This window comes from Marinagarivorans cellulosilyticus (assembly GCF_021655555.1).
GTDB classification, from domain to species: domain Bacteria; phylum Pseudomonadota; class Gammaproteobacteria; order Pseudomonadales; family Cellvibrionaceae; genus Marinagarivorans; species Marinagarivorans cellulosilyticus.
In genome coordinates, this window is record NZ_AP023086.1 from 1,885,353 (window position 1) to 1,907,030 (window position 21,678).

Consider the following 21,678-nt stretch of genomic DNA (forward strand, 5'->3'; position numbering starts at 1 on the left):
CATAAGGCCTTATAATCGCTGTAAACATAAACTCGAGTTGCCGCGTGGGGCTTGAGTTTCTAGGCCAATCGAGCGTGAATGTTCGTGCCCGCGAACGCGTGCCGGTTCTTAAGCCCATACCGAAAACGCCGAATCAGCGCTCGCAGTCTTTTCAAGAAAGGTATGTTTCAACAAGAGTTTTGACTGAATGCTAGGGTGTGTATCCTAGTGTTTGGGACCGCCTTGTGTTGTATCAGTGCAGCCGGCACAATGTTGATCACTAGCCTAAATATTAATGGAACTTAAGGAACAGTGATGATGAAGCTTTTAGGTCACTCTTTGATTATGGTAAGCGCCGCACTGCTTGCTGGGTGTGACGGCGACAGCCAGCTGCCAAAGTCGCAAGCTAGCGCTAAATTTACTCAGGCACCTCAAACGCTCACGACTAAAACAACGGCTCTGCCTATTCAAAGCGCCTATAACGACGTGCGCTCTGCCGTGGATGCGCAGGCGGATATCGCGTTTGTGGGTAGCGCCAGTGGCACTAAAGTGAGCGCTCTTCGTCTTGCGACGCGCCAGCACCTTTGGCAGCTCACGTTGGACGCCGGTGTGGATCAGTTATTTTTTGATGCCGAAGGCAAGCGTTTATACATCAGCACGGCAACCTCGCTGACGGTTGTCGATTCAATGAGCGGCACCGTGCTGACTAGCATTGAGATCGACTCTCCAATCGTCGCGATAACTTATTTGCCTGCGAGAGAAGGTTTTGCGCGCAGCCATTTGATTATTGGTCAGCGTACCAGCGCGAATAAGTGGCAGATAAGTGCGCTCGAACCAAACTTTCTTGAAGTGATGGCTAGCACGGCCTTACCGGCGCATGAAGAGCAACCTGCTCTGCAAATGACTGCTGGTGCGGGCTTAATTTGGACGATGAACAATGAAGGCCAGCGTCTATTCACCATTCGCCCTTACCTATTGCGCGAAGACGCCATTTTCCCTCTGGGTGATCACCAAGTAGTTGATAGCCTGCGCGATACCGGTTTGATGATTTCGCCCGATGGCGAGTGGCTGATTACCGGTGGCAATAATGTGTTGAGTTCTGGACTAGATGGTGAAACCGAAACTTACTACGAAGTCAGTGTTTATGGCTTTGATCATTTCACGCCAACCGTGCATGGCGGTGGCGTATTTTGGGGCGATACCTTTGGCTTAATGGTTCGCGATGACCTAGCGCCGAGCGCTAATACCGGTGTGCGCCAATGGCTTGAATTGGGTCGCTTTAGTACGAGCCAAGTGTTATCCACCGTAAGCGGTATTTACGCGCTGGGCCGTTATGACGAGCTGGGCTTAGCGATGCAATGGGTAACGAGCAACAGTGAGGATCTGCCGTCAGTCACAACCCCTTTAACGCTAACGGCAGGCCAAGCGTTTATTCCGTTTGATGGTGGGGGGAATCAGGAACAAGCCGATGTATATCTGATGGCAAAATTCGCAGCAGGCAATGGCATCGCTGCGGTGCAGCCGGTGTGTTACGAGCCTTGCACTTACGCGCATGTCTTGGAAATTCCATTATTGGATGAGGCTCAGCGAGCGTATATCGAGATTGGCAAGCTCGCGGACGGACCGATTAGAGGGGCGATTGTTACTGTGAGTGATAACGTACAGGTAGATGCGGTTAAGTGGGTATCGCATCCCCCAACTATTTGCAGCGAGAATCCGCCCTCTGGGGAAAACCAATTTGCTGGCAATCTATTTGCCAATGATCTGGATTTGTCCATGTGTAAAGATGACGAAAGAACGTACGGTCTTGTCGGTTTTGTTTGTGCAGATGCTGCTGCGCAATGTGAGGAACGGTTTGAGCTAGGGCGGCTTAGCTGTGATGGTTCAAGCATTTTTGTTGGTGGTGCCTTTAATCAGGATGTAGGTCCTAATCTTCCATTGTTCAATTTTCAGCTGAGTAGCAGTAGTACAGGATCTTCATCGTCAAGCTCCGCATCTATTTACGGTGAAATTGGTGAGGAACCTCGGCAGCAGGAAGACGCTATGCCTATAAATGTACTTCCTGGCACAATCGACATAAATAATCCTTCAGCAGATTACTCCCTTGAGGCGGATTTCAGCCCGCCCAAAACCACCTGCTTCTAAGCCAAAATAGGGGCCGCTCCTTTGCCACTATCTCCCAGAGATCCTATACACTAATAAATTCGTGACCAGAACAGTGTGCCATTACAGGTTCGTTCTGGAACCCTCGGTCACGCCATGTATCGCGTAAATTATCCTTGTTCGCAGGACTTAACTAACTTAACAAAATGTTCTATATCATTCTTGTAATTGCTGGCGATATACCCTTGTTCGCAATTTGCATGAACACACCCTTTGTAATTCATTCCAAGGTACTCAAATGTATTTCTAAGCATTTCTTCAAATGATGGCGCTACCTTATTACTAATGGAAGTGCATACCGAGTACACATTCTTACCCCTAAGTATACGGCCTACACCTTTAAGCTCGTCTATATCTAAAAGATCTGAAAACCTATCAATAAATACCTTCATTTGAGCGCTAACGGAGTACCAGTAAACAGGGCTAGAAATAATGATATTTTGGAATTGTAGAATTTTATCGATAAGTTCTAGAAAATCATCGCTTCTATTTTTATGATCGTAGTCGTACGGGCTAATATTCAACTCTGCGAGATCTACGATCTCACATTCTAGCTCCTCAGAAATCCAATCCGAAAATTTACGTGTATTGCCGTCCCGCCTCGAACTACCGAAAATCATAATCGAATTACTCATATGTTAACTCCTTGTTCATAGCGCCACCAGAGGGCGGCAGCTTTGTAGTTGATTGAACTGTGCTAATCTTTTCGCCGTAAATTCAAGTGACGGGAAAGTTGCTCGCCGTAACCAGCCCTAGTTCGCTCAGCATAGAAGTGAGCCAATGGTATGGCGACGTTCGTATGCCCTATACATTTCAGTGTTGGTGCGTTTAATTATTAAATTCCCTCCATGGGTAGGGGATCATTAATGCTGTTTATTAAACGCTAACGACTAACGAAAGGCAACTGCACGAACAGGTTGATACATCAATTAACGCAGTAGTGGTTATCACTAAAAGTTATTGGTAACGCTCGAAAATCGAAGGTATTTATATCGCGCTTAATAACGACTTCTTTGCCGATTTGGGGTTAGTTGGATTACGCGACCGCTGGACAAGAGTTTGCTGAGCGTTGGGATGAACGCTCGTTTTATGCTCCTGAAAAGCCTAATCTCGAACCCCTGTTCAGGCTTAGGGGGGCATATGCTGAGTGCAGTGGGGGCGGGAGTTGGAAACTCCCGGTTACCCGATTCAAATGCTGATTTCATTTTCGGCACACCATTCTAAGATTGCTTTTTTCATTGATTCTCGTTCGAAAGCGTACCAATTTTCAAGTTGATCTTTACTTCCCAATAAAGACTTAAAATTAGAATATGCTCCTTTAGACCTAAAAAATGAATTCACTAACTCCAGCTCGTTGGGCAGGTTTTTTTGAGCGTATTCAATCGCTAATGGTTTTCCAAGTCCAAGGTCCTCTTTTGAGGGTATACTTATATATTTTGCATTTTCGAATAGATCTTCAGGCAACTCATCTTCTGATTCATCTGAATCGTAATAAATAACCCCTGTTTCTTTATCTAAATACGCAGAACTTTCGAATTCGTACCCTGAAGATACAAACTCAAGTGTCAATTCTAGGTCTTTATAATTGATAGTCACTTCCAAATTCCTCGAGAGCATTTAGCGTACAAAGCCGTGCTAGCAGTCTGTTGTCTTTGTTTTGGTACGCCCAGCTGGGCGTGAACTAATGGTGACGCGACTCTCGTATATCCTATACATCGTCGCATTCGTGCTTCCTGCGCTTCAAAGCCCCTTGTAGGGTGAATCACCATTTAATATGGTTTATTAAACGCTAACGACTAACGAAAGGCAACTGCACAAACAGGTTGATAGATCAATTAATGCAGGAGGAGGTTATCGGTAAAAGCTGTTACCGAAGCATGATAAACCGAAGGCACCCTTACTTTATACTTCTGCAAAGTATAATCTGGAATGTCCCTATTCGGGCTTAGGGGGCGTGAGAGCTAGAAACCGCCGGCTGACTCATTTATAGATTTTTTGCCATTTCCTTGATTTTGTTAACTGTGTTTAAATTTCGCCCGGTTGCCGAAGCGCCCAAACAAGCTTCTATATTTGACACTAACTTTGAGCGGCCTATACCGTCTGGAGCGTGTAGATAAAAAACGCTATTAATAAGCTTATGATTTTCTGTAGCCGACGATAGGCTCTGAATTTTGGTTAAATTAAGCTTGGGAGGTTGTTTGCAAAAGTAAAAATGCACGAACTTACCTTCCAGCCCTTTAAATGGATTTCTTGAAACCGCGAGATCAAATTCATTATTTGAAAGCGCTAATACTTCTGGTTTAAATCCAAAATTTGACTCGATTAAGTCACCAATTTCGGACTCCGGATTATTGACACTAGAAACTAGAATATTACCGCTTTGGATATACGTTTTTACATTTGAGAATCCATTCTCATTCAGGTCTTTCTTTAGCTGTTTCATCGGTACTAAGTTTTTGCCGCCAACATTCACACCTCTTAACAAAATTATATATGTATTCACTAATCCCCCCCTCGGAGATAACGCCTGCAGCACAGCAAAAGTAGTTTAAAGCCGTTACTATGGCTACTTTTGATATTTTTGGACTCTAAGATTACCAGCTTTGTTTGGATTCTAATACCTTGAGGAAATCCAAATCTCTCTCCAAGTCTCTTAATTTGTAGCTCAGCTTTCCCTTGATTGGCATTTGCACCAACAGGTCGATATATCAATTAACACAGGCGAGGTTATCAGCAAAAGTTATTGGTGAAACACGATAAAGCGAAGGTGCCGGCATCATCCTGAGCAACGACTTTTTTACCGATTAGGGGTTAATTGCATTACGCGGTCACTGGGTCGAAACTCATTATCAGTAGGGAGCCTTCATCGGCTTTATGCTCGTGCTAAGGCTAATCTCGAATATCCGTTTCAGGCTTGCGGAGCCGTGTGGTGTGGGAAGAAATGGCTAGAAGCGAAGCCGGCTCTTCCCCGAGATATGAATTAATCATTCATGCTGATGATTCTCCAATCCTATGTGCGCGTAGTACACACCCAATAAGATAAGAGTTACAAGCTTGGCGAATATAAAGGTCGGCTGTATCAGCCAAATCAAAAAGCATGAAGCCCAGTCCAGAGCGCATGATACTAAATACCTATGCGCTCTGTATTTATTTGTTGGATTGATAAGGCTTGGCCAAATACGAAAACACTAACGCACTAATTAAAGCTAAGCCTAGCTCGTCACGGAATAACCCATATTGTATCGCAGCAAGTGATAGAGGGTGGATAATAGCCATTCTGGTTATCGATCAATTCAATTCAGCCTCCCCTGAGTCACAGCTTTTTTACCAAACTAAATATCGATTACCAAGCGGCTGATTTGATAATCATGGTGCTCGCTCTGTAAGGTGACTATCGCAGGCTTTGTAGGCGGAATGTTAGGCCGTTGTGGCGGCTTTGCGAACGGGGGTTTTATTGCGGCGAACTAGTGGCCATTGTTGCAGGGCCGTTACCGCTTGTTGTTGGGTGTCTTCTGTTTGTGGGTTGTTGGCGTTAAGCATAAAGCGGTAGTAATCGCGGCGGCTGTGATCGGGGCCGTCTTGTACGCTTACATATAAAGTGCCTGCGTTGGTATCTTCTGTTTTTTTGGTGTTTAAAATCAGGTGATTGCCTTCAATCGCGCTTATTTGCTGTAAAAAGGCTTTGGCTTTGGGGGAGTGTAATGGGTCGATAAAGGCGCGGTTTTTATACGGGTAGCTGCCGTGCAGTTTGGGGATTGTGGCGCAGGCGCGTATAACTTGGGCGAAGGTCATATCGCCGTAGCCTTCGCTTACGCTAATTTTGGTGAGTGCATTTTTTTTGGTGCAGTAAGCCCAAAAGCATAGGTTATCGGGCAGGCTGCTTAAGGTGCGCTGTAAAAAAGGTTCGGGAAATAGCAGCTGGCAGGTGTCGCCAAGTTTTTGGTTTTCGAAAAAACTGGTTTTACCGGTATGCACGCTAAACCAGCGCGAAAGGTAGGTGCTAAGACCTGTTTCGTGTAGCTCGCGGCAAAGTAAGTCTAAGCCAATTAAGCGCTCGTGGCGCAAGCTGCGGGTTAAATGGGCTTGAATAATAAAATAGGCAAATACGCTGCTAGAGGTAATGTTAACGCGAATAATATCTTCAAAAGCATTAGCCTTTAGTGCACAAAGGGCCGGTACCTGCGCGGTAAAGTTAAAGCCTGTTCCAATAAGCGACAGCACAGAAGGCAGCGATTTCCGGCGGCTATTGAACAGTTGAATGTGAGGTGAGACAAACATAGTGCATGCGCTTAGTTATACGTAAGGAGCATACTAATGCGAATAGGACACCAAGAACAATAGAAAAAGGTTATTAGTGGCGCCTAAATCAAGACCGTTTTTTAATATGTGAGTGTCTTTTGTGTTTATAGGGCGTCAGCAGCCCTGTTAACTACTGGCGATAGCGCCTTTACCTATGCCTTCAAAGGCTTTAACGGTGTAGCTGGCACTAGGGTCTTGCTGTTTAAGCTGTGTGGCAATGTGCTGGGCAATAAATTCTACCGTGGTATCGGTTGCCATCATGTAGCACTGGTTTTGGGGTAGGCTAAGCTCGAATTCGCCTTGCTGGGCTTGGTAGCTAAAATGCCAGTGGCCATCGTGGTTACCGGTGGCGTCTTCTTCTGTACCCAAGTAAATATCGTTAAATGTATTGGCCCACTGGGTTATTAGCGCGTTATCGAGTTGATCGTTTTTCCATATTAAAAGCTTGGAGCGGTGGCCGTGAGCAATGCGCTGGCAGTTACCGGCATGTTTTTTAAGGCCGTGGCTATAGTGGTAAAACGGGGTGTTGATGTCTTCTGGGGTGAAGTGCAGCGCCACTTTGGCGACATCGGGACCAAAGGCATTTTTGAGTTGTTGCTCGCACCAAAGGGCTACGCTTTGGGGCGTAATGCGGCCGGTGGGAATGGCGGTAATGGCCTGGTGCGGGGAGCGTGTTGTAATGCTGCAGCCATCGGTAAAACCGTACTGTGTGCTTTCTGGGTGTAGGGCAAATTGTATGCGATGGTAGCTATTATCGGTTTCTATTTGGCAGCCCGAGTACTGGGTAGGCACTAATAAACGGTGGTCTAGTTCTTCGTCTAGCCAGTTGCGCAGCTGTTTTTTCACTATGCCAAAATCGCATACCATGCCTTGTTCGTCTAAGGTGCCGGTCAGTTCAATATGCGCTAGCCAAGTTTCGCCCAATAGCCCGCGCTGGGGGCACAGGTAGCTAAAATCGACGTTGGTTAGGTTATCTACAAATAAGCGCATAATGAATCTCGATTGGTTTAAGCGTGGCATTTTACACTATGGTTTTGGCTGCCGTTGTTTTTCGTGCAGTGGCAATATTTAGGTAGGGGAATATTAATGTTAAGACTAAGCTTTTATGTGCCGGCCGCTGATGTAGAGGCGGTAAAGCAGGCCTTGTTTGAGGCCGGTGCTGGGCGTATTGGCAATTACGACTGTTGCGCATGGCAAACGCTGGGCACAGGACAGTTCCGGCCGCTAGATGGCGCAGCCCCCGCTGTGGGCCATGTAGGGCAGGTGGAGTTAGTGGATGAGTATCGGGTTGAAATGGTCCTAGCGGAAGATGTTATTAAGCCGGTTATTGCGGCTTTAAAGCAGGCCCACCCATACGAGGAGCCCGCTTATGGCGTGTTTCAAATGTTATCGTTTGATTAACGGCTATACATTCAGCGCCGCAGGGAAGCGCAATACATCGGCCGCTTCGCTGGTAGTGGGCTTTTCGGCTTTTTGGCCGTCGTTATTCAACACGTCGTTTAGTTCGTAAACCGAATCAAACATCATTTGCGAAATAGCCACGCAAGCGGCCATAGGGGTTTTGCTGAGGCTGCGTTTTGCGTCTATTTGAAACTGTAAACCGCGCAGCCGGCGCTGCATGCTTTGGGGGGCGGATGAAATTAATGATTCAATCTCGCGCTGGCGCAAAGATTCGAGCGCATCGGGGTTTTCTTTCGCAAGCTTTAACAGCTCATCGGTTGTTGGCCATTGGGACTGCATGGTCATACCTCTGTTTAATGTAATGCCGCGGCACGGTGTTTGTGTTGTGTTCGCGGGTGATGGCGCTAAGGGCGGCTTGGCCATAAAAAGCGCCTTTTGGCGCGCAAGGCGCCTTCTGGTTAAAAAATATGCTATCAATTTCGATGCGCTATGGGTATGGGCGCCAATATATCGAATATCTATAAGTAGGGCTGGCGGTGCTTGGCGGCAGTTTGCGGGAGTGGGAAATAGTGGAAAATGTGACAATTTTCTCGCGCGTGAGACGTAAAATCCGAAGTTGAATAAAAAACAATCAGTTCGGTGACGTGATTTTGACGCGATAGCAATGGCAAAAACGCGACTTTCCCCGCCAGCGGTACGCAAGGCTGTGGTAATGTTAAGCGATTGCTTAGCGAGGGCTTTTTATGTATTCAAGTCAAACCCGATTAGCCGCTGCGAACGATAAGCCGCAAAAGGGCGATGCTGCTGTATTAATTGCATTAGCTGGCGAAGGTGAGCAACAACAGATATTGCTAACGCGGCGCTCTAAACGCATGAATTCCCATCGCGGTGAGGTAGCCTTGCCCGGCGGTATGTGGGAGCCGCAAGATGCTTGCCTGCAAGCCACCGCCTTAAGAGAAGCACACGAAGAGGTGGGCTTGCCGCCAGCCATGGTAACGCCTGTTGCCGCTATGCCTGTGCGGGCTACCCGGCAAGGTACGCGGGTGACACCTTTTATAGCGCAAGTGCCCGAAAACCTGCCGTTAGTGCCTTGCCAATACGAGCTAGAATCCCTTTTTTGGTTGCCGTTAGCAATATTGGCCGCCGACCAGCGCCAGCGTACCGATATTTTTATCGCCGAAGGGCAAGAGTACTGGGCGCCGGTATACCGTTTTAGTGGGTATAAAATTTGGGGCTTTACAGCCCGTTTACTGGTGGACTATTTAAACCGTTTTCACGGTGCCCATATAGGCAGGGCACACAGTGCTGAAGAGGTGATTTACCGCGCGCGTTAATGGCGCGCGCTTATCTGTAGGCTTAGGCTGTGGTAAAGCGTTTGGGGGTGGTTGCATGCTTAAAGTCCCAGTCTTTATGCATATCACAACGTTTTTGAGCTTCTAATTTCATATTCATGGGCACGCCGGTGCTGGTTAGAATCTCGTCGCATGCGGCGGCATTACCGCCTTTGGCTAAAAATTGTTTTGCCGTAATAAAGCGGTTTTTCTTGGCGACGTAGTCTGTGATTTGAACGACGGTTCTCGATAGATCCAGCCGGCTATCTAATAAGCGGATTGCGCTGTAGAGGTTGCTCACCGATGCTGCGTGGTGGCCCGTTTTGTGGCTAATCAATAATAACTTGCCAGCGGTTATTACCCATTCGCCCGCGGCGAGCACCCGTTGCCCAGCTAAAAAGCTTGAATGGTGAAATTTGCTAACAGCGTGTGAGTTGGTATAAAAAATACCATTCGCGCCACACACCCAAATCGCATAATTACGGCCACTGTGTGCTGTTTGTAAGCCCCAAGTGGTAAAGCGCTGCAGTGGGATGGAGCCTGTGCCCGGCGAGCCCAAAGCCTGTTGGTGGCGGTACATAATTTTATCGTCGCCAAAAACACACATATATTTCCAGCGTTCGTTCGGGGCAAGGTATTCAACTTGCGGTAAGCCGCGGGCTAAATTTTTGTCTTCTAGCCATTCGAAAAAACCGAGTGTGGTGCCTGCATCAGCTAGCCACTTGTCAAAGTGTGCTTTGGGCATATGCCCCCAAGATCGGTGGTTTGGGTCTAGGCCTTCTAGCCAATAATTGCGTGCACTTGTGGGGCTGGCTGCTTTAGCGCTGTAGTTTTGTAACGGATTGGTTTTGCCAAATTGGCTGCCGCTTGGTGCAAAAATCTTTTTGGCTGAGCCCCAGGCTTTTTTTGCTTTTTCCATCGCGATAAGCTGTTTTTGCACCTGCATACCCAGCTCGATAAATTGGGTGTAATAGGCTGCAGAAAATGTATGTTTTTCTATGTAGTCTTTTGCAATGGCAAGCAACTCTTGCAGCAGCTCTGTACGTTCTTCTACCGCTGTGCCCGTTTTTATGTGATACGCACGAAGAATAATTTCTGTTCTTGTCGCTTGTGCATCGTTGGCTTTGCCGTGTGAGGCAGCGTGCCATTGTGCGGCTTTTTGGATGTGGCTTGAGAGTGTAGGCATTATTATTTATCTTTTATCGATTAATTGGTTAAGGGCGTCTTTAAAAATGCAGTTTTTCCGGTGCGTCGCTCTACCTCCTGAATCCATTTAGTCGTCCGGGCGGTACTTGACCCACATTGACACGGATGGAGGTAATGCAGCAGTTGCCTGGAGCAACTTCTGTTCTTGCTCCTACACAAAAACTACTATTTTTAGAGGTGTCCTTAAGCTAGTAGGGCTGTTATTGTGACTTATAGAATGAACGTTAAAGTGGATAAAATGCAAGTGGGAAAAGGCTTTTTATTGCAATGCATGCGTTGGTGTGATGAGTGGGGATTTAATGCTTAAAGGTGTACATCATGTAGCCATTATTTGCGCAGACTACGCGCGCTCCAAAACCTTTTATGACGATATGCTGGGTTTGCGTATTATTGCTGAAAATTACCGAGAAGAGCGCGATTCCTTTAAATTGGATTTAGCCTTGCCCGACGGCTCGCAAATAGAATTGTTTTCTTTTCCTAATCGGCCACCTAGGCCTAGCTACCCAGAGGCGCAAGGTTTAAGACACTTAGCTTTTGCAGTAGAAAATATAGCGAGTGTTGTAGCGCAATTACGTGGCCATGGCATTGCGACAGAGGCTATTCGTGTGGATGAATACACCTGCAAGCAATATACCTTTTTTAGTGATCCAGACGGCTTGCCGCTAGAACTCTACGAGGCCTAAACCGTGCTGTTCACGTCCTTGTGAGCTCGCATTCTTTAGCTTGGGGGTACTTAATGTGTATTTGGTGTGGCACAGCTATAAGGATTAAAACGGTAATATTTTTTAAGGGGTAAGTACAGGTTTTCAGGGCGGTATTGTTTTGTGGGTTCGCGCCCGTGGTGGGGCTGGGGCAGCTGTGTATTGTTATAGCGGCATAAAACACTGTTGTGTAATGTTTCTCCCTTTAGTGGCCGGCGAATATGTAAGCCGGCCCCGTTAAATAATTTGTTGTCTAGGAATTCGTCGTGCAGTTGCCCGTACTCGCAGCTGGCCTGGTCAGTGGGGCATTGAATGTGCTGGGCGCTAGCGGGGAATAAATTAAAGCGCTTAAACTGTTGTAGCATCCAGTGCCGGCTGAGGTTCTCTAGCCCATCGTGATCCTGATAGCCGCCACCAACATCGGCGTGGGCGCCAGGGAACCACATTTGTTTGAGTATTTGATGGTTGTCGATGCGGTCGTCAAAACGCAGCGGCCTAAAGCTATTGCGCTGCTCGTCTATGGCTAGCGCGTGGTAACCGGCTTTAGCGTAAAGGTTCGTGCGGTATAGGTCTGGGTTTTCATCTTGCGTTAGCCCTAGTGCAGGCACGGTATCGAAAACGCCGATGGCATCAACAATTACTTTATTTGCGCCGCTGTACATCGGGTATTGGCTTAAGCGTTGTGTAATATTTTCCCGTAAGCGGTTTTCATAGTTGGGTTTGCCATCATTATGTTGGTGGTAGGTTTTATAAATATTAGAAACAGCTTCCACTAAGGCTTTGTTGTCTGTTGGTGCCGCATTGTTAAGTGCCTTTAGGTTGAGCAGGCCTGCAAATTCGATCATGCCGTTTAGTGCGCGTGCGGCGTAGGCACCGCGGCTAAAGCCAAAAATAAACACCTTGTCGCCTGGTTGGTAAGTTTGGCTTAAAAAAAGATAGCTTTCTTTGACTAAATCATCAACGCCTTTACCCATAATGCTGCCGGATATGCGTTGGAATCTTCGGGTACCTACACCTTGATGGTAAAAGGGGATGGTTGCACTTGTGCATGCTTGTGCAGTGGCAAGTGCATATAGCTTCCAGATATTGGTACTGGTTGCCGCGACATTGCCGGTGCCATCAATAAAAATCGCAATATTTCGGCTGGGGGCTTCGCGGTGATATTGCTCAAATTCGCGCCAGTTACGCGTAGTGCTGGTTAAATCTCCGGCCACCGTCTGCCACGCGGGAAGGCCGGCTTGTTGCGTGCCGCATACGGCAGGCTGCTGATTATTAGGAGCTTTTTCGGGGTAAATACCAAGGCTATCTTTATAACTACGGCGCTCAAAACTTGAGCAGCCAGCAACAATGCTGGTGATAGCTAAAAGGCTGAGAAAGCTACGCAAATGCGCACAGTTGATCATTTTCACGAGTTAACCTTATTATTTCTATTATTTATGCACAGTGTACCTTTAGTGAAAAGTGATTGCGGAAGATAATTAATATGTTTGTTTGACCGAAGAGTCTAAATTGAAACATTAGAATATGGCTGCCTCTCAAAATGCGCTTTTCCCGCGATGGAAGAAATGCAGAAAGTTGCCAGAAGCCACTTCTGTCCTTGCTTTCACAAAAAAGTACTATTTTTAGCGATGCCCATATGTGATTATGCATGCGCTATGGCTGATCTTGCGCAGGCGAGAGTGCGTATAAAGCCACAATTTTTTAGCCCATTAAAACTAGGAGTCGTTATGAAAGCAGCGTTAAGAAAAATGTGTTTATCAACTGTTATGGCTATAGCGCCGATGGCATTCAGCCATAGCGTTGTTGCAGATGAGATATCGCTCAAGACAACCGAGCTAGCGCCGGGTATTTATATGATTCAAGGGGTGGGGGGCTTTACCGGTGGAAACATATTGTTATCGGTAGGGGCTGACGGTGTTGTGATGATTGATGATGGTCTACCGCCTTTTTTAGGTCTATTGCAAGACAGCGTAAAGAAATTAACCGATAAAAATATCGATTACCTTATTAATACTCATATTCATGGCGACCATACCGGCAACAATGCGAGTTATGGCGCAGGTAGTACCCGCATTGTTGCACACGAAAATATGCGCCATCAAATGGTGACTAATGGGGTGCCCGGCAGTGCAGGCCCTGCACCTGCGGCTGCATTACCGGTAATTACTTTTTCCGATAAAATGGCGTTTCATTTAAATGGTGCTAATGCTCAGCTATTGCATCTTGCGCATGCTCATACCAATGGTGATACCGCTGTATATTTTGCCAAAGAAAATATTATTCACACTGGCGATGTTCTATTTAATGGCTTATTTCCTTATATTGATTTAGGCAGTGGTGGCACTGTGGCAGGCTACCTAGCGGCACAAAAAACTATTCTAGGTATGGCGGATGAAAAAACTAAAATTATTCCAGGCCATGGCCCGTTGGCGACAAAAGCAGATTTAAGCGCTTCGATAAACATGCTTGAAGATTCCATTAAGCGGGTAAAAAAGTGGGTGAAAAAAGGCTTAAGCGAAGACGAAGTTGTTGCCAAAAATCCGCTTAAAAAATACCACGACAAGTGGAACTGGGGAATTACTACAACTGAAAAAATGACGCGAACTATTTATGCCGACTTAACAGGGAAGCCTGCAGGCAAAGCCGAGCACAAGCATTAATGCCGCACGGCGAAAAGGGTAAGCCTTTTCGCCGTGCCCCGCGTAACTTAATCGTAACTATTCACCCGCTGGGAGCGCGTGCATAGTGCCCAGCCCCAGCAAGGATGCGTGGGGGTAGACTTTGCACAAAGTTGAGGAGCACAAAGCCTCAGATGGCTTAAGCGGCCTAGAAAATGATCGATTAGCACTCAATTTCACAGCTGGCTGAATAGTTACACTTAATCAAATTAAAAAGTGTAACCTGCGGTTAAGCTTAATACCCAAGGGTCAATTGCTACATCCACGCTGCCCTCAGCATCTCCAACTTTAAATTCTGCAGTGGTATCAATAGTAATGTAGCGTGCAGAGGCATTGATATGCCAGCTGCCATTCAGTGCGACATCAAAACCTGCCTGCAGGCCAATTCCCCAAGAGTCTTCAAGGCTTAAACTATTAAACCCTTGCTCTTGGCGAGCATTGGTAAATTCTTCACTAAAGAATGTAGTGTAGTTTATTCCAAGACCAAGATAGGGCTTAAAGGTACTGTCGCTCGAAAAATAGTAAAGGGCGCTAACGGTGGGAGGGAGGTGTTTTGTTTCTGCTAGTTCGCCATCCCCCAAGCCTAGTGCGCTATTTTTCAGATCGATGGTGTGGCTGAAAGGCGTTGCTGCCAGTAACTCTACTGCCCAGTTTGGGTTGTAAAAGTACACCAAGTTTAAGCCGAGTTGAATATTGTCATCGACCTCTACTTGCATGCCTGTGTCACCACCGAGTGCTGGCACTTGAATATTATCGCTGCCGTCGCTTTTAGGGCTTACCAGCGTTAGTCCGCCCCTAGCTACCCAGTCACCTGCCTCATAGGCTAGAGCTGGCGTAGTGTTGGCAGTGGCAGCGATGCAGGCGATTAATAAGATTTTTTTCATAGGTATCCTCAACACAATGTTTTATTTCGAAATTAATTAATTGTGTTAAGGATAAGTGAAAGCTAGCTTCGGGTTTTGATATGCATCAACGCGGGCCTATTCGTATTTAAGTGCCTGCGATTTACCGCGAAATACCCAATAAGAAAATGCCGTATATGCACATATGCAAGGCACAACAATTGCGGCTCCTACTAAAATAAATTGCAGTGATTCTGCCGCGCTTGCGGCCTCAAAAATTGTGAGCTGGCCGGGTACTATGTCGGGCAAGAAACTAGCGGCTAAGCCAAAAAAGCTACTTGCAAAAATTATAATCACACACAGTAGTGGCCATAAATCAGAGCGATGTCTTTTGCGAATATACGCCGTTAAGGCGGCGAAGCCTGCAAGCCCCAATAATGGGATAGCGATTAGCCAAACCCCGAGTTGGCTGTTAAACCAGCGGTTAAGTACATCGGGGTTGGCCCATAAATTGGCAAGGCTAACTAGGATAATACCTACGCCGGTAATTACCGTAAAAAGTGATAATTTTGCTTGGGCGCGTTTTTGTACGCTACCTTCTGTTTTATACACAAGCCAAGCAGCGCCAATTAGGCAGTAGGCAATACTCACACCAAGCGCTGCCAATATTGCGAATATGTAGGCTATTAAGCTGTGCTCAAACCCGAGCACAAAACGACCTAGCATATAGCCTTGGCATAAACTGGTAAGCAGCGAGCCTGCAAAAAAAGCTTTATCCCAATAAGCTTTTTGAGCCACGCTAGTCTTAGCGCGAAAATCAAACGCAACACCGCGCAAGATTAACCCCACCAACATAAAGGTTGCCGGTAAATACAATTGGTAAAGTACAATTGAATGCGCTGTTGGGAAGGCTATGAGTAAAATCCCCACAGCAAGTACGAGCCAAGTTTCGTTGGCATCCCAAAACGGGCCGATAGAGGCTATCATGGTGTCGCGCATGGATTCTGCCTGGCTTGATGAGGCCTGCGGTAATAGCATGCCTACGCCTAAATCATAACCATCGGCAATTGCATAAATAAATACTGCTAGGCCCATTAAGCCTGCAAAAATTATTGCAAGTTCAGCATGTGTCATTACAAGGCCTCCGCTTTTACAGGTTGCGTTTTTTCATTGTGAAATGGTGCATGGGGAATCTCTGCGCTTTCGTATTCTGGTACATCGACGGCCTTTTTGGCCATGCGCATTAGTGTGTGTATATAGGACACTAATAGCACTGCATACAACGCTAAATAAATGGCTAACGAAATTCCAACGTTGGCTGCGGGCTGTGTCGTAGCAGCCTCTTGGACGGTTAATACGCCGGTGACTAAATACGGTTGACGACCAATTTCTGTCACGTACCAGCCTGCAAGTGTGGCCACCCAACCGGAAAAAGTCATGCCTGTTAAAAAGCGCAGGTACCACTTTGGCCATGGTATTTTGCGCATTAAAAAGTAACTTGCCACCGCACCGGTTAAAATCATAAGCATGCCGAGTGCGACCATAATGCGAAAGCTGAAAAATATCGGAGCGACCGGTGGGTGATGCTCAAAACTATTAAGCCCTTTAATTTCGCCATTTAAATCGTGAGTCAAAATAAAGCTCGCGATTTTAGGTATGCCAAGCTCAAAGTGGTTAGTACGTTGGTTTTCGTCAGGTAGTGCAAACAATAGCAGGGGAGCGCCTTGGGTGGTTTCCCATACGCCCTCCATTGCAGCGACTTTTTGTGGTTGGTGCTCAAAGGTATTTAGCCCGTGCATATCGCCCATAAATAATTGCAGTGGCGCAGCTATAGCAATAACAATGAGCGCATGCTTTAGGGTGTTTTTTGGGGTGGATTTTGTGTCACCTTTTAATAGCCGGTAGGCACTTAAGCCTGCTATTAAAAAGCTGGCTGTCAGTAAAGAGGCTAAGAGCATATGGCCAAAGCGATATGGGAAAGACGGGTTAAAAATAATAGCCCACCAGCTGGTTGGGAAGGCTATACCGTCGCGTAGCTCGAACCCTGCGGGGGTGTGCATCCACGAGTTTAGCGCTAAAATCCAAAATGCCGATAGCATGGTACCTAGCGCAACGATAGCTGTGGCAAGGGTGTGCAGCCACGGTGGTACGCGGCTTTGGCCGAAAAGCATAATGCCTAAAAAAGTCGCCTCAAGAAAAAACGCCGTTAAGACTTCGTACCCTAACAGCGGCCCTGCAATATTGCCGACCTTTTCCATAAACCCCGGCCAGTTAGTACCAAATTGAAACGACATGGTAATGCCGCTGACTACGCCTAGCGCAAAGGTTAAGGCAAATATTTTTACCCAAAAGCGATAAGCGCGCTGCCATACTGGGTGTGGCGTGACGTGCTGGCGGATTTTGAAATACAGTAAGTACCAGCATAGCGCGATGGTGATGGTGGGAAATAAAATATGGAAACTAATATTGGCCGCAAATTGAATGCGCGATAACATTAGTACGTCTAACATGCCTAACTCCCTAAGCCGCTACCGGCCTATGTTTTGTAGGTGGTTTATTTGCTTTTTAACTTACTCTTTAATTCCAAAACTTTTGTTACACCAGAGCCTAGTTTCATTAACGATTTAAGGCTTTCTGGTTTCATGCTGCCTAAAGCGGTGGCCCAGTTGGTGAGCAGCTCTAGCAGGTCGTGGATTTCTTGTTGGCGTTTTATGCGGTAATTGCTTTCGCCTTCGTGCGCCAGTAATTGCGAACGCAAAAGCGATAGCGTTGGGTCTATTTCGCGTTTGCGGCGTTCTTCAAAAATAGTTTGTCCCATATCCCAAATACTGCCGCTGGCGGTGAAGTATTCTTTGCGGTCGCCTGGCTTGTGGCTTAATTGAATCAAGCGCCACGATTGCAGCTCCTTTAGCCCCATGCTTACATTGCCACGGCTAATGCTTAGAGCTTCGGCGATATGGTCGGCATTGAGTGGCTCTTCGGTGATCACAAGAAGCGCGCAAATTTGGCCTACTGTACGGTTAAAGCCCCAGCGGCTGCCCATTTCACCGCAGTGCATAATAAAGGTTTGGCTGTCGTGTGGCAGTTTCATGCTTGCGCTACCTGTACTGGGATTGTGGTTATACTGAATTTTCAGAAATTACTGAAAATTCTAAACCTTATTTGATATTCGTCAAGGCTTTTTGTATAAATAGGGGCGGCTTAGGCGGGTGGTTTTTCGGTTAGCTTTAGCTGGTTGGCAACTTGGGGGAGCAGCGCATATTTGGAAATGGGTTTGGTTAAAAAGTTGTTGGCGCCGACTTGGTATGCTTTGTTGAGATCTTCGTCGGTGAGGTTGGCTGATAGAAAGATAATGGGTAGCTGAGTCACTGGGTATTGCGCGCGCAGCCTTTGGCATAGCTCGTAGCCGTTCATGCCGGGCATCATTACGTCCATTATAACCATATCGGCGTGGCGGCCTTGGGCAAAGTAGTCTAACGCGGCTTGCCCGTTTATAGCTTCTTCTACCTTGTAGTGATGAAGCTGCAATATGCCGGTTAAAACAATACGGTTGATGGTGTCGTCATCAACAATCAGAATAATTTTGCTTTGCGGGTTGCTGTGCAAGCAAGGTAGGGACTTTGGTGGCGGGCTGTTTTGCTGTGCCTGTGCGCTGGGTTGGGCTGTGGCGATTTTATGTTTTGTGGTGCCTGCAGTGTTTGGCTGCACAGCGGGTGGTTGTTGTGGCGTGGCGCGCTGGCTCTGGGTGTTCGCTAAAGGAAGCGTAAATGAAAAGATTGATCCTTTGTTCACCGTTGAAGTGACATGAATACGACCGCCTTGTAGTTCGATAAGCTGTTTAGCGATGGCTAAACCTAGGCCTGTGCCAGAGTAGCTTTGGTTATCGCCGTGTTCTACTTGGTGAAAAACCTCAAAGATATGGCCTAGCTGGTCTTCGGCTATACCAATACCGCTATCGCGAATAATAAAGCATAGCTCGTTGCCGTCGCGTTTACAGCTGAGCTGTACGCTGCCTTCAGTTGTGTATTTAATCGCGTTGCCGATAAGGTTGATGAGTATTTGCTGTAAGCGGTTTTCATCAGCCATTACGGCGGGAACGTTTTCATTAATATCATTTATTAACTGCAAGCTTTTGGCGTCGGCTAAAGGCCTGAGTAGGGCATCGACCTGGGATACAAGTTGGTGGGTAACGACCACTTGGCGGTGTATATTTAGGCTTTGTTCGCTCAGCTTAGAGTAATCTAGTATGTCGTTGACCAAGCTAGCTAAGCGTTTGCCGCTATTGGTGATCATTGTGAGTTTGTCTAGGGTGTCTTTGTCGAGCTGTTCTTGCTTGGCGTCCATTAGGTTTTCGGCAATGCCTATAATGCCATTTAACGGGGTGCGCAATTCGTGTGAGGTACACGCTAAAAAGGCATCCTTGAATTTATCCAACTTAAGTAATTTATTGTTAAGCGTTTTTTCGTGTTGCAGCTGTACTTTGCGCGCTTGAATATGGAATATAAAAAAAATAAATAGCGCAGCACTCAAGCAATATAGGGCATAGGCCCACCAGCTTAACCAAGGTGGCGAAAGAATAATGACTTCAACACTAGCTGGGTCGTTGGACCATACACCATCGTGGTTGGCTGATTTCACTTTAAAAATGTAAGTGCCGGCATCTAGGTTGGTATAGGTAGCTGTGCGGCGGTGGCCTACTGCGTGCCAGTCTTTGTCGAAGCCTTCTAGAATGTACATATAAGTGTTTTGGTCGGTTAGCTGGTAACTAAGCGATGCAAATTCAAACGAAAAAACCGATTGATCATGATCAAGGGTAATGCGTTTGGTGTGGTTGATCGTTTTTGTCAGTGGAGATTGATCGTCGTGTAAATTAATTACCTTGTTAAAAATACTAAACCCTGTAATCACAGTTTTTGGTGGTGTTGGGTTTTTTTCAATTTTAGCCGGGGTTATTAAACTAAAGCCGCCGGTGCTACCGGCAAAGATATCACCATTTTTAAGCGTGATAATGGCGTTGCGGTTGTATATGTTGCTGAGTAAGCCGTGACGCTTGGTTAATTGCGTAAACTGGCCGGTCGTTGGGTGGAATGTATACAAACCTTGCAATGTATTTAACCACAATAAACCTTGCTTATCTTGGGTGATGCCTGAAATGGCGAGTTTGTCTAAACCTTGATTTTCACCGATTTGTTTAAAGCTTTCGGTATCGCGGTCCATCAAGTTCAGGCCGCCACCGTGGGTGCCTATCCACAAATTGTTGTCGTTGTCTTCAAATATAGCTTTAACAAAATTGGCGCTAAGCGAATGCGGTTGCTTGGCATTGTGTTGAAACTGGCGAAAGGTATGTGTGTTTCTATCAAATAGAAATAAACCTCTATCGGAGGCTATCCAAAAATTATTGCGTTTATCTTCATAGATGTCGCGGCTATATAAATTATTGGGCTTGCCTGTATTCTTATCAATAGGTTGAAAGTGAGAAAAAGTTGAGTTTTCGGAATTGAAGCGATTCAGTCCCAGTTCTGTTGCAACCCATAAATTTTTCTGGCTATCGATTAATAATCGCCACGGTTCTACGCCTAATAAAGAGTGTGGGTCTGAAGGTTGGTATGTAAAATGTTCGAATGTTTTATCTCGTAAATTAATCTTATTCAAACCCTGCGACCAGCTGCCCACCCATAAATGATGTTGGGCATCGATGGCTAAACTAAGAGAGGTATTGCCAGACAAGGTATTGCTATTGTTAGCATCGTGAAAAAACCGCGTAATGTTTTGGTTGCTGCGGTTAAAATGAGAAAGGCCAAATCCTGTGCCGATCCATAGGTTGCCTTGGTCGTCTTCTGTTACCGATAGCACACCACCATCGGTGAGTGAATTATCGTCTTGTGAATGGTGCCGAAAATTTTGAAAGGCAGAGGCTTGTTTATCTAAGCGGTCTACTCCTGAAGGAAAAAAACCAAGCCACAAATCGCCTACGTCATCTTCAAAAATAGTGCGCACGGCATAATTGCCTGGCGAGCTGTTATCGGATTCATTGTAAGCATAACGCACCAGCCATGGGCCATCTTGCGACAGCCGATTAATGCCGCCGCCATCGCCGACCCACATGCGACCAAAACGGTCTTGGGTTATCGACCAAATAACATCGCGCCTTTCACCTTCGGGTTGCGCATATTGGTGTAGTACTTTGCCTTGCTGGTTAATGGCCAGTAGGTCTCCGTGGTAGGTGCCGGCCCAAATAACATTGCGGTTGTCAATAAACACTGAGCGTACATCACTGTGTTTATGGCTGGATAATAATGCGGATTGCGCGAGGTTGAATTGTGCTTCCATGGTGTAATGCGACACCTTCACAAGCCCGTGCGCAAGGGTGGCTAACCACAAATTGTTTTTGTTGTCGGTACTGATATCTGAAATAGCCAACTGGCTTGCGGTATGGTCATTAGGCAGCGATAGCATCAATGGTATTAGCTTTTGTTTTTCGTGATCAAACCTTAATAGCCCCGCGCTACTGCCTAACCATAGTTGTTGGGTCGCATCTTCATGCAGTGTACGCAAAGCGTTGAAATCGGCGTTAACGCGGTATTTTTCTGGCACGGTGTACAGGCTAAAACTATTGCTTTCGGGGTTAAAACGATTAAGCCCGGCCTCTGTTGCGACCCACAACTGCCCTTGGCTATTGACGAGCAAATCGTTAACTAAATTAGAGGCAAGGCTATTAGCGGTATTAGCGACATGTTTAAAGGTTAATAATTGATGGCCATCAAAACGAGCTAAGCCATTATTGCTGGCAAACCAAATAAAGCCTTCTTGGTCCATTTCGATGGCGTTGATATAACCAAGTGCCTCAACTTCATTCGGCAGAACATGCGTAAAAGAAAAGTGCTCTTTCTTTAAATTGGCAGGCGATGCCTGCGCTTGGATAGCGAAGATTGGCATCAGCAACTGAGTTAACGCCAAAAGGAGTAAGAGTCGCGCTTTTATACCGATATGGCTTAAGCAGGGGCGTAGCCAGCTATTAACGCGCAGAAGTGCGTGTGAAGCCCGAGTATACCTAGCCTGTGCGCCGGCCATCCAATTA

18 protein-coding genes are annotated in these 21,678 nt (G+C 46.5%); 5 read left to right on the top strand and 13 right to left on the bottom strand.

Annotation, left to right across the window (positions count from 1 at the left end; translation table 11 throughout):
* Positions 1–294: 294 nt before the first annotated feature.
* Positions 295–2,124: a SadB/YajI family lipoprotein gene (locus MARGE09_RS07490; RefSeq protein WP_236986715.1), complete on the top strand. Its 1,830-nt coding sequence runs from the start codon at positions 295–297 to the stop codon at positions 2,122–2,124.
* A gap of 128 nt (positions 2,125–2,252) precedes the next feature.
* On the opposite strand, the gene MARGE09_RS07495 is transcribed toward MARGE09_RS07490, so the two are convergent.
* From MARGE09_RS07495 to MARGE09_RS07515, 5 genes are all read right to left on the bottom strand, one after another.
* Complete coding sequence (locus tag MARGE09_RS07495) at positions 2,253–2,777, bottom strand: flavodoxin family protein (RefSeq protein ID WP_236986716.1); 525 nt, start codon at positions 2,775–2,777, stop codon at positions 2,253–2,255.
* 553 nt (positions 2,778–3,330) lie between these two features.
* Positions 3,331–3,738, bottom strand: coding sequence for a UPF0158 family protein (locus tag MARGE09_RS07500; RefSeq protein WP_236986717.1), 408 nt, complete (start codon positions 3,736–3,738; stop codon positions 3,331–3,333).
* Positions 3,739–4,126: 388 nt separating this feature from the next.
* A complete protein-coding gene (locus tag MARGE09_RS07505; RefSeq protein ID WP_236986718.1) occupies positions 4,127–4,645 on the bottom strand; it encodes a DUF1697 domain-containing protein in 519 nt (172 codons plus the stop codon).
* Positions 4,646–5,559: 914 nt separating this feature from the next.
* Positions 5,560–6,420 (bottom strand): hypothetical protein, encoded by an 861-nt coding sequence (locus MARGE09_RS07510; RefSeq protein WP_236986719.1) that lies wholly within the window; start codon positions 6,418–6,420, stop codon positions 5,560–5,562.
* A 147-nt stretch (positions 6,421–6,567) separates the two neighbouring features.
* Entirely contained in the window at positions 6,568–7,431 is an 864-nt protein-coding gene (locus MARGE09_RS07515) for a 6-pyruvoyl trahydropterin synthase family protein (RefSeq protein WP_236986720.1), read from the bottom strand.
* 96 nt (positions 7,432–7,527) lie between these two features.
* Between MARGE09_RS07515 and MARGE09_RS07520 the strand changes: the two genes are divergently transcribed.
* Entirely contained in the window at positions 7,528–7,842 is a 315-nt protein-coding gene (locus MARGE09_RS07520; protein WP_236986721.1) for a YqfO family protein, read from the top strand.
* 3 nt (positions 7,843–7,845) lie between these two features.
* Here the strand turns inward: MARGE09_RS07520 and MARGE09_RS07525 are convergent, their stop codons facing one another.
* The gene (locus MARGE09_RS07525) at positions 7,846–8,265 is read right to left on the bottom strand and encodes a DUF3135 domain-containing protein (protein WP_236986722.1); all 420 of its coding nucleotides are present in this window, start codon (positions 8,263–8,265) and stop codon (positions 7,846–7,848) included.
* A gap of 320 nt (positions 8,266–8,585) precedes the next feature.
* Here MARGE09_RS07525 and MARGE09_RS07530 point away from each other — a divergent pair, with 320 nt between their 5' ends.
* Entirely contained in the window at positions 8,586–9,176 is a 591-nt protein-coding gene (locus MARGE09_RS07530) for an NUDIX hydrolase (RefSeq protein WP_236986723.1), read from the top strand.
* Between the two features lie 22 nt (positions 9,177–9,198).
* On the opposite strand, the gene MARGE09_RS07535 is transcribed toward MARGE09_RS07530, so the two are convergent.
* Positions 9,199–10,359 (bottom strand): hypothetical protein, encoded by a 1,161-nt coding sequence (locus tag MARGE09_RS07535; protein ID WP_236986724.1) that lies wholly within the window; start codon positions 10,357–10,359, stop codon positions 9,199–9,201.
* A gap of 319 nt (positions 10,360–10,678) precedes the next feature.
* Between MARGE09_RS07535 and gloA2 the strand changes: the two genes are divergently transcribed.
* Positions 10,679–11,062: an SMU1112c/YaeR family gloxylase I-like metalloprotein gene (gene gloA2, locus MARGE09_RS07540; RefSeq protein ID WP_236986725.1), complete on the top strand. Its 384-nt coding sequence runs from the start codon at positions 10,679–10,681 to the stop codon at positions 11,060–11,062.
* Positions 11,063–11,112: 50 nt separating this feature from the next.
* Here the strand turns inward: gloA2 and MARGE09_RS07545 are convergent, their stop codons facing one another.
* Positions 11,113–12,483: a phospholipase effector Tle1 domain-containing protein gene (locus MARGE09_RS07545; RefSeq protein ID WP_236987337.1), complete on the bottom strand. Its 1,371-nt coding sequence runs from the start codon at positions 12,481–12,483 to the stop codon at positions 11,113–11,115.
* 324 nt (positions 12,484–12,807) lie between these two features.
* Here MARGE09_RS07545 and MARGE09_RS07550 point away from each other — a divergent pair, with 324 nt between their 5' ends.
* On the top strand, positions 12,808–13,740 hold the full coding sequence (locus tag MARGE09_RS07550; RefSeq protein ID WP_236986726.1) for an MBL fold metallo-hydrolase: 933 nt from the start codon (positions 12,808–12,810) through the stop codon (positions 13,738–13,740).
* A gap of 227 nt (positions 13,741–13,967) precedes the next feature.
* On the opposite strand, the gene MARGE09_RS07555 is transcribed toward MARGE09_RS07550, so the two are convergent.
* The 5 genes from MARGE09_RS07555 to MARGE09_RS07575 form a co-directional block, all read right to left on the bottom strand.
* Positions 13,968–14,642: an OmpW/AlkL family protein gene (locus tag MARGE09_RS07555; protein ID WP_236986727.1), complete on the bottom strand. Its 675-nt coding sequence runs from the start codon at positions 14,640–14,642 to the stop codon at positions 13,968–13,970.
* Positions 14,643–14,738: 96 nt separating this feature from the next.
* Positions 14,739–15,734, bottom strand: coding sequence for a cytochrome d ubiquinol oxidase subunit II (locus MARGE09_RS07560; protein WP_236986728.1), 996 nt, complete (start codon positions 15,732–15,734; stop codon positions 14,739–14,741).
* Positions 15,734–17,110 carry a cytochrome ubiquinol oxidase subunit I gene (locus MARGE09_RS07565; protein WP_236986729.1) on the bottom strand — a complete coding sequence of 459 codons (1,377 nt, stop codon included), beginning with the start codon at positions 17,108–17,110 and terminating at the stop codon, positions 15,734–15,736. Before MARGE09_RS07565 ends, MARGE09_RS07560 begins: the two co-directional genes overlap by 1 nt.
* Before the next feature lie 44 nt (positions 17,111–17,154).
* Positions 17,155–17,691, bottom strand: coding sequence for a GbsR/MarR family transcriptional regulator (locus MARGE09_RS07570; RefSeq protein WP_236986730.1), 537 nt, complete (start codon positions 17,689–17,691; stop codon positions 17,155–17,157).
* A 110-nt stretch (positions 17,692–17,801) separates the two neighbouring features.
* Complete coding sequence (locus MARGE09_RS07575; protein ID WP_236986731.1) at positions 17,802–21,671, bottom strand: hybrid sensor histidine kinase/response regulator; 3,870 nt, start codon at positions 21,669–21,671, stop codon at positions 17,802–17,804.
* Positions 21,672–21,678 lie beyond the last annotated feature (7 nt).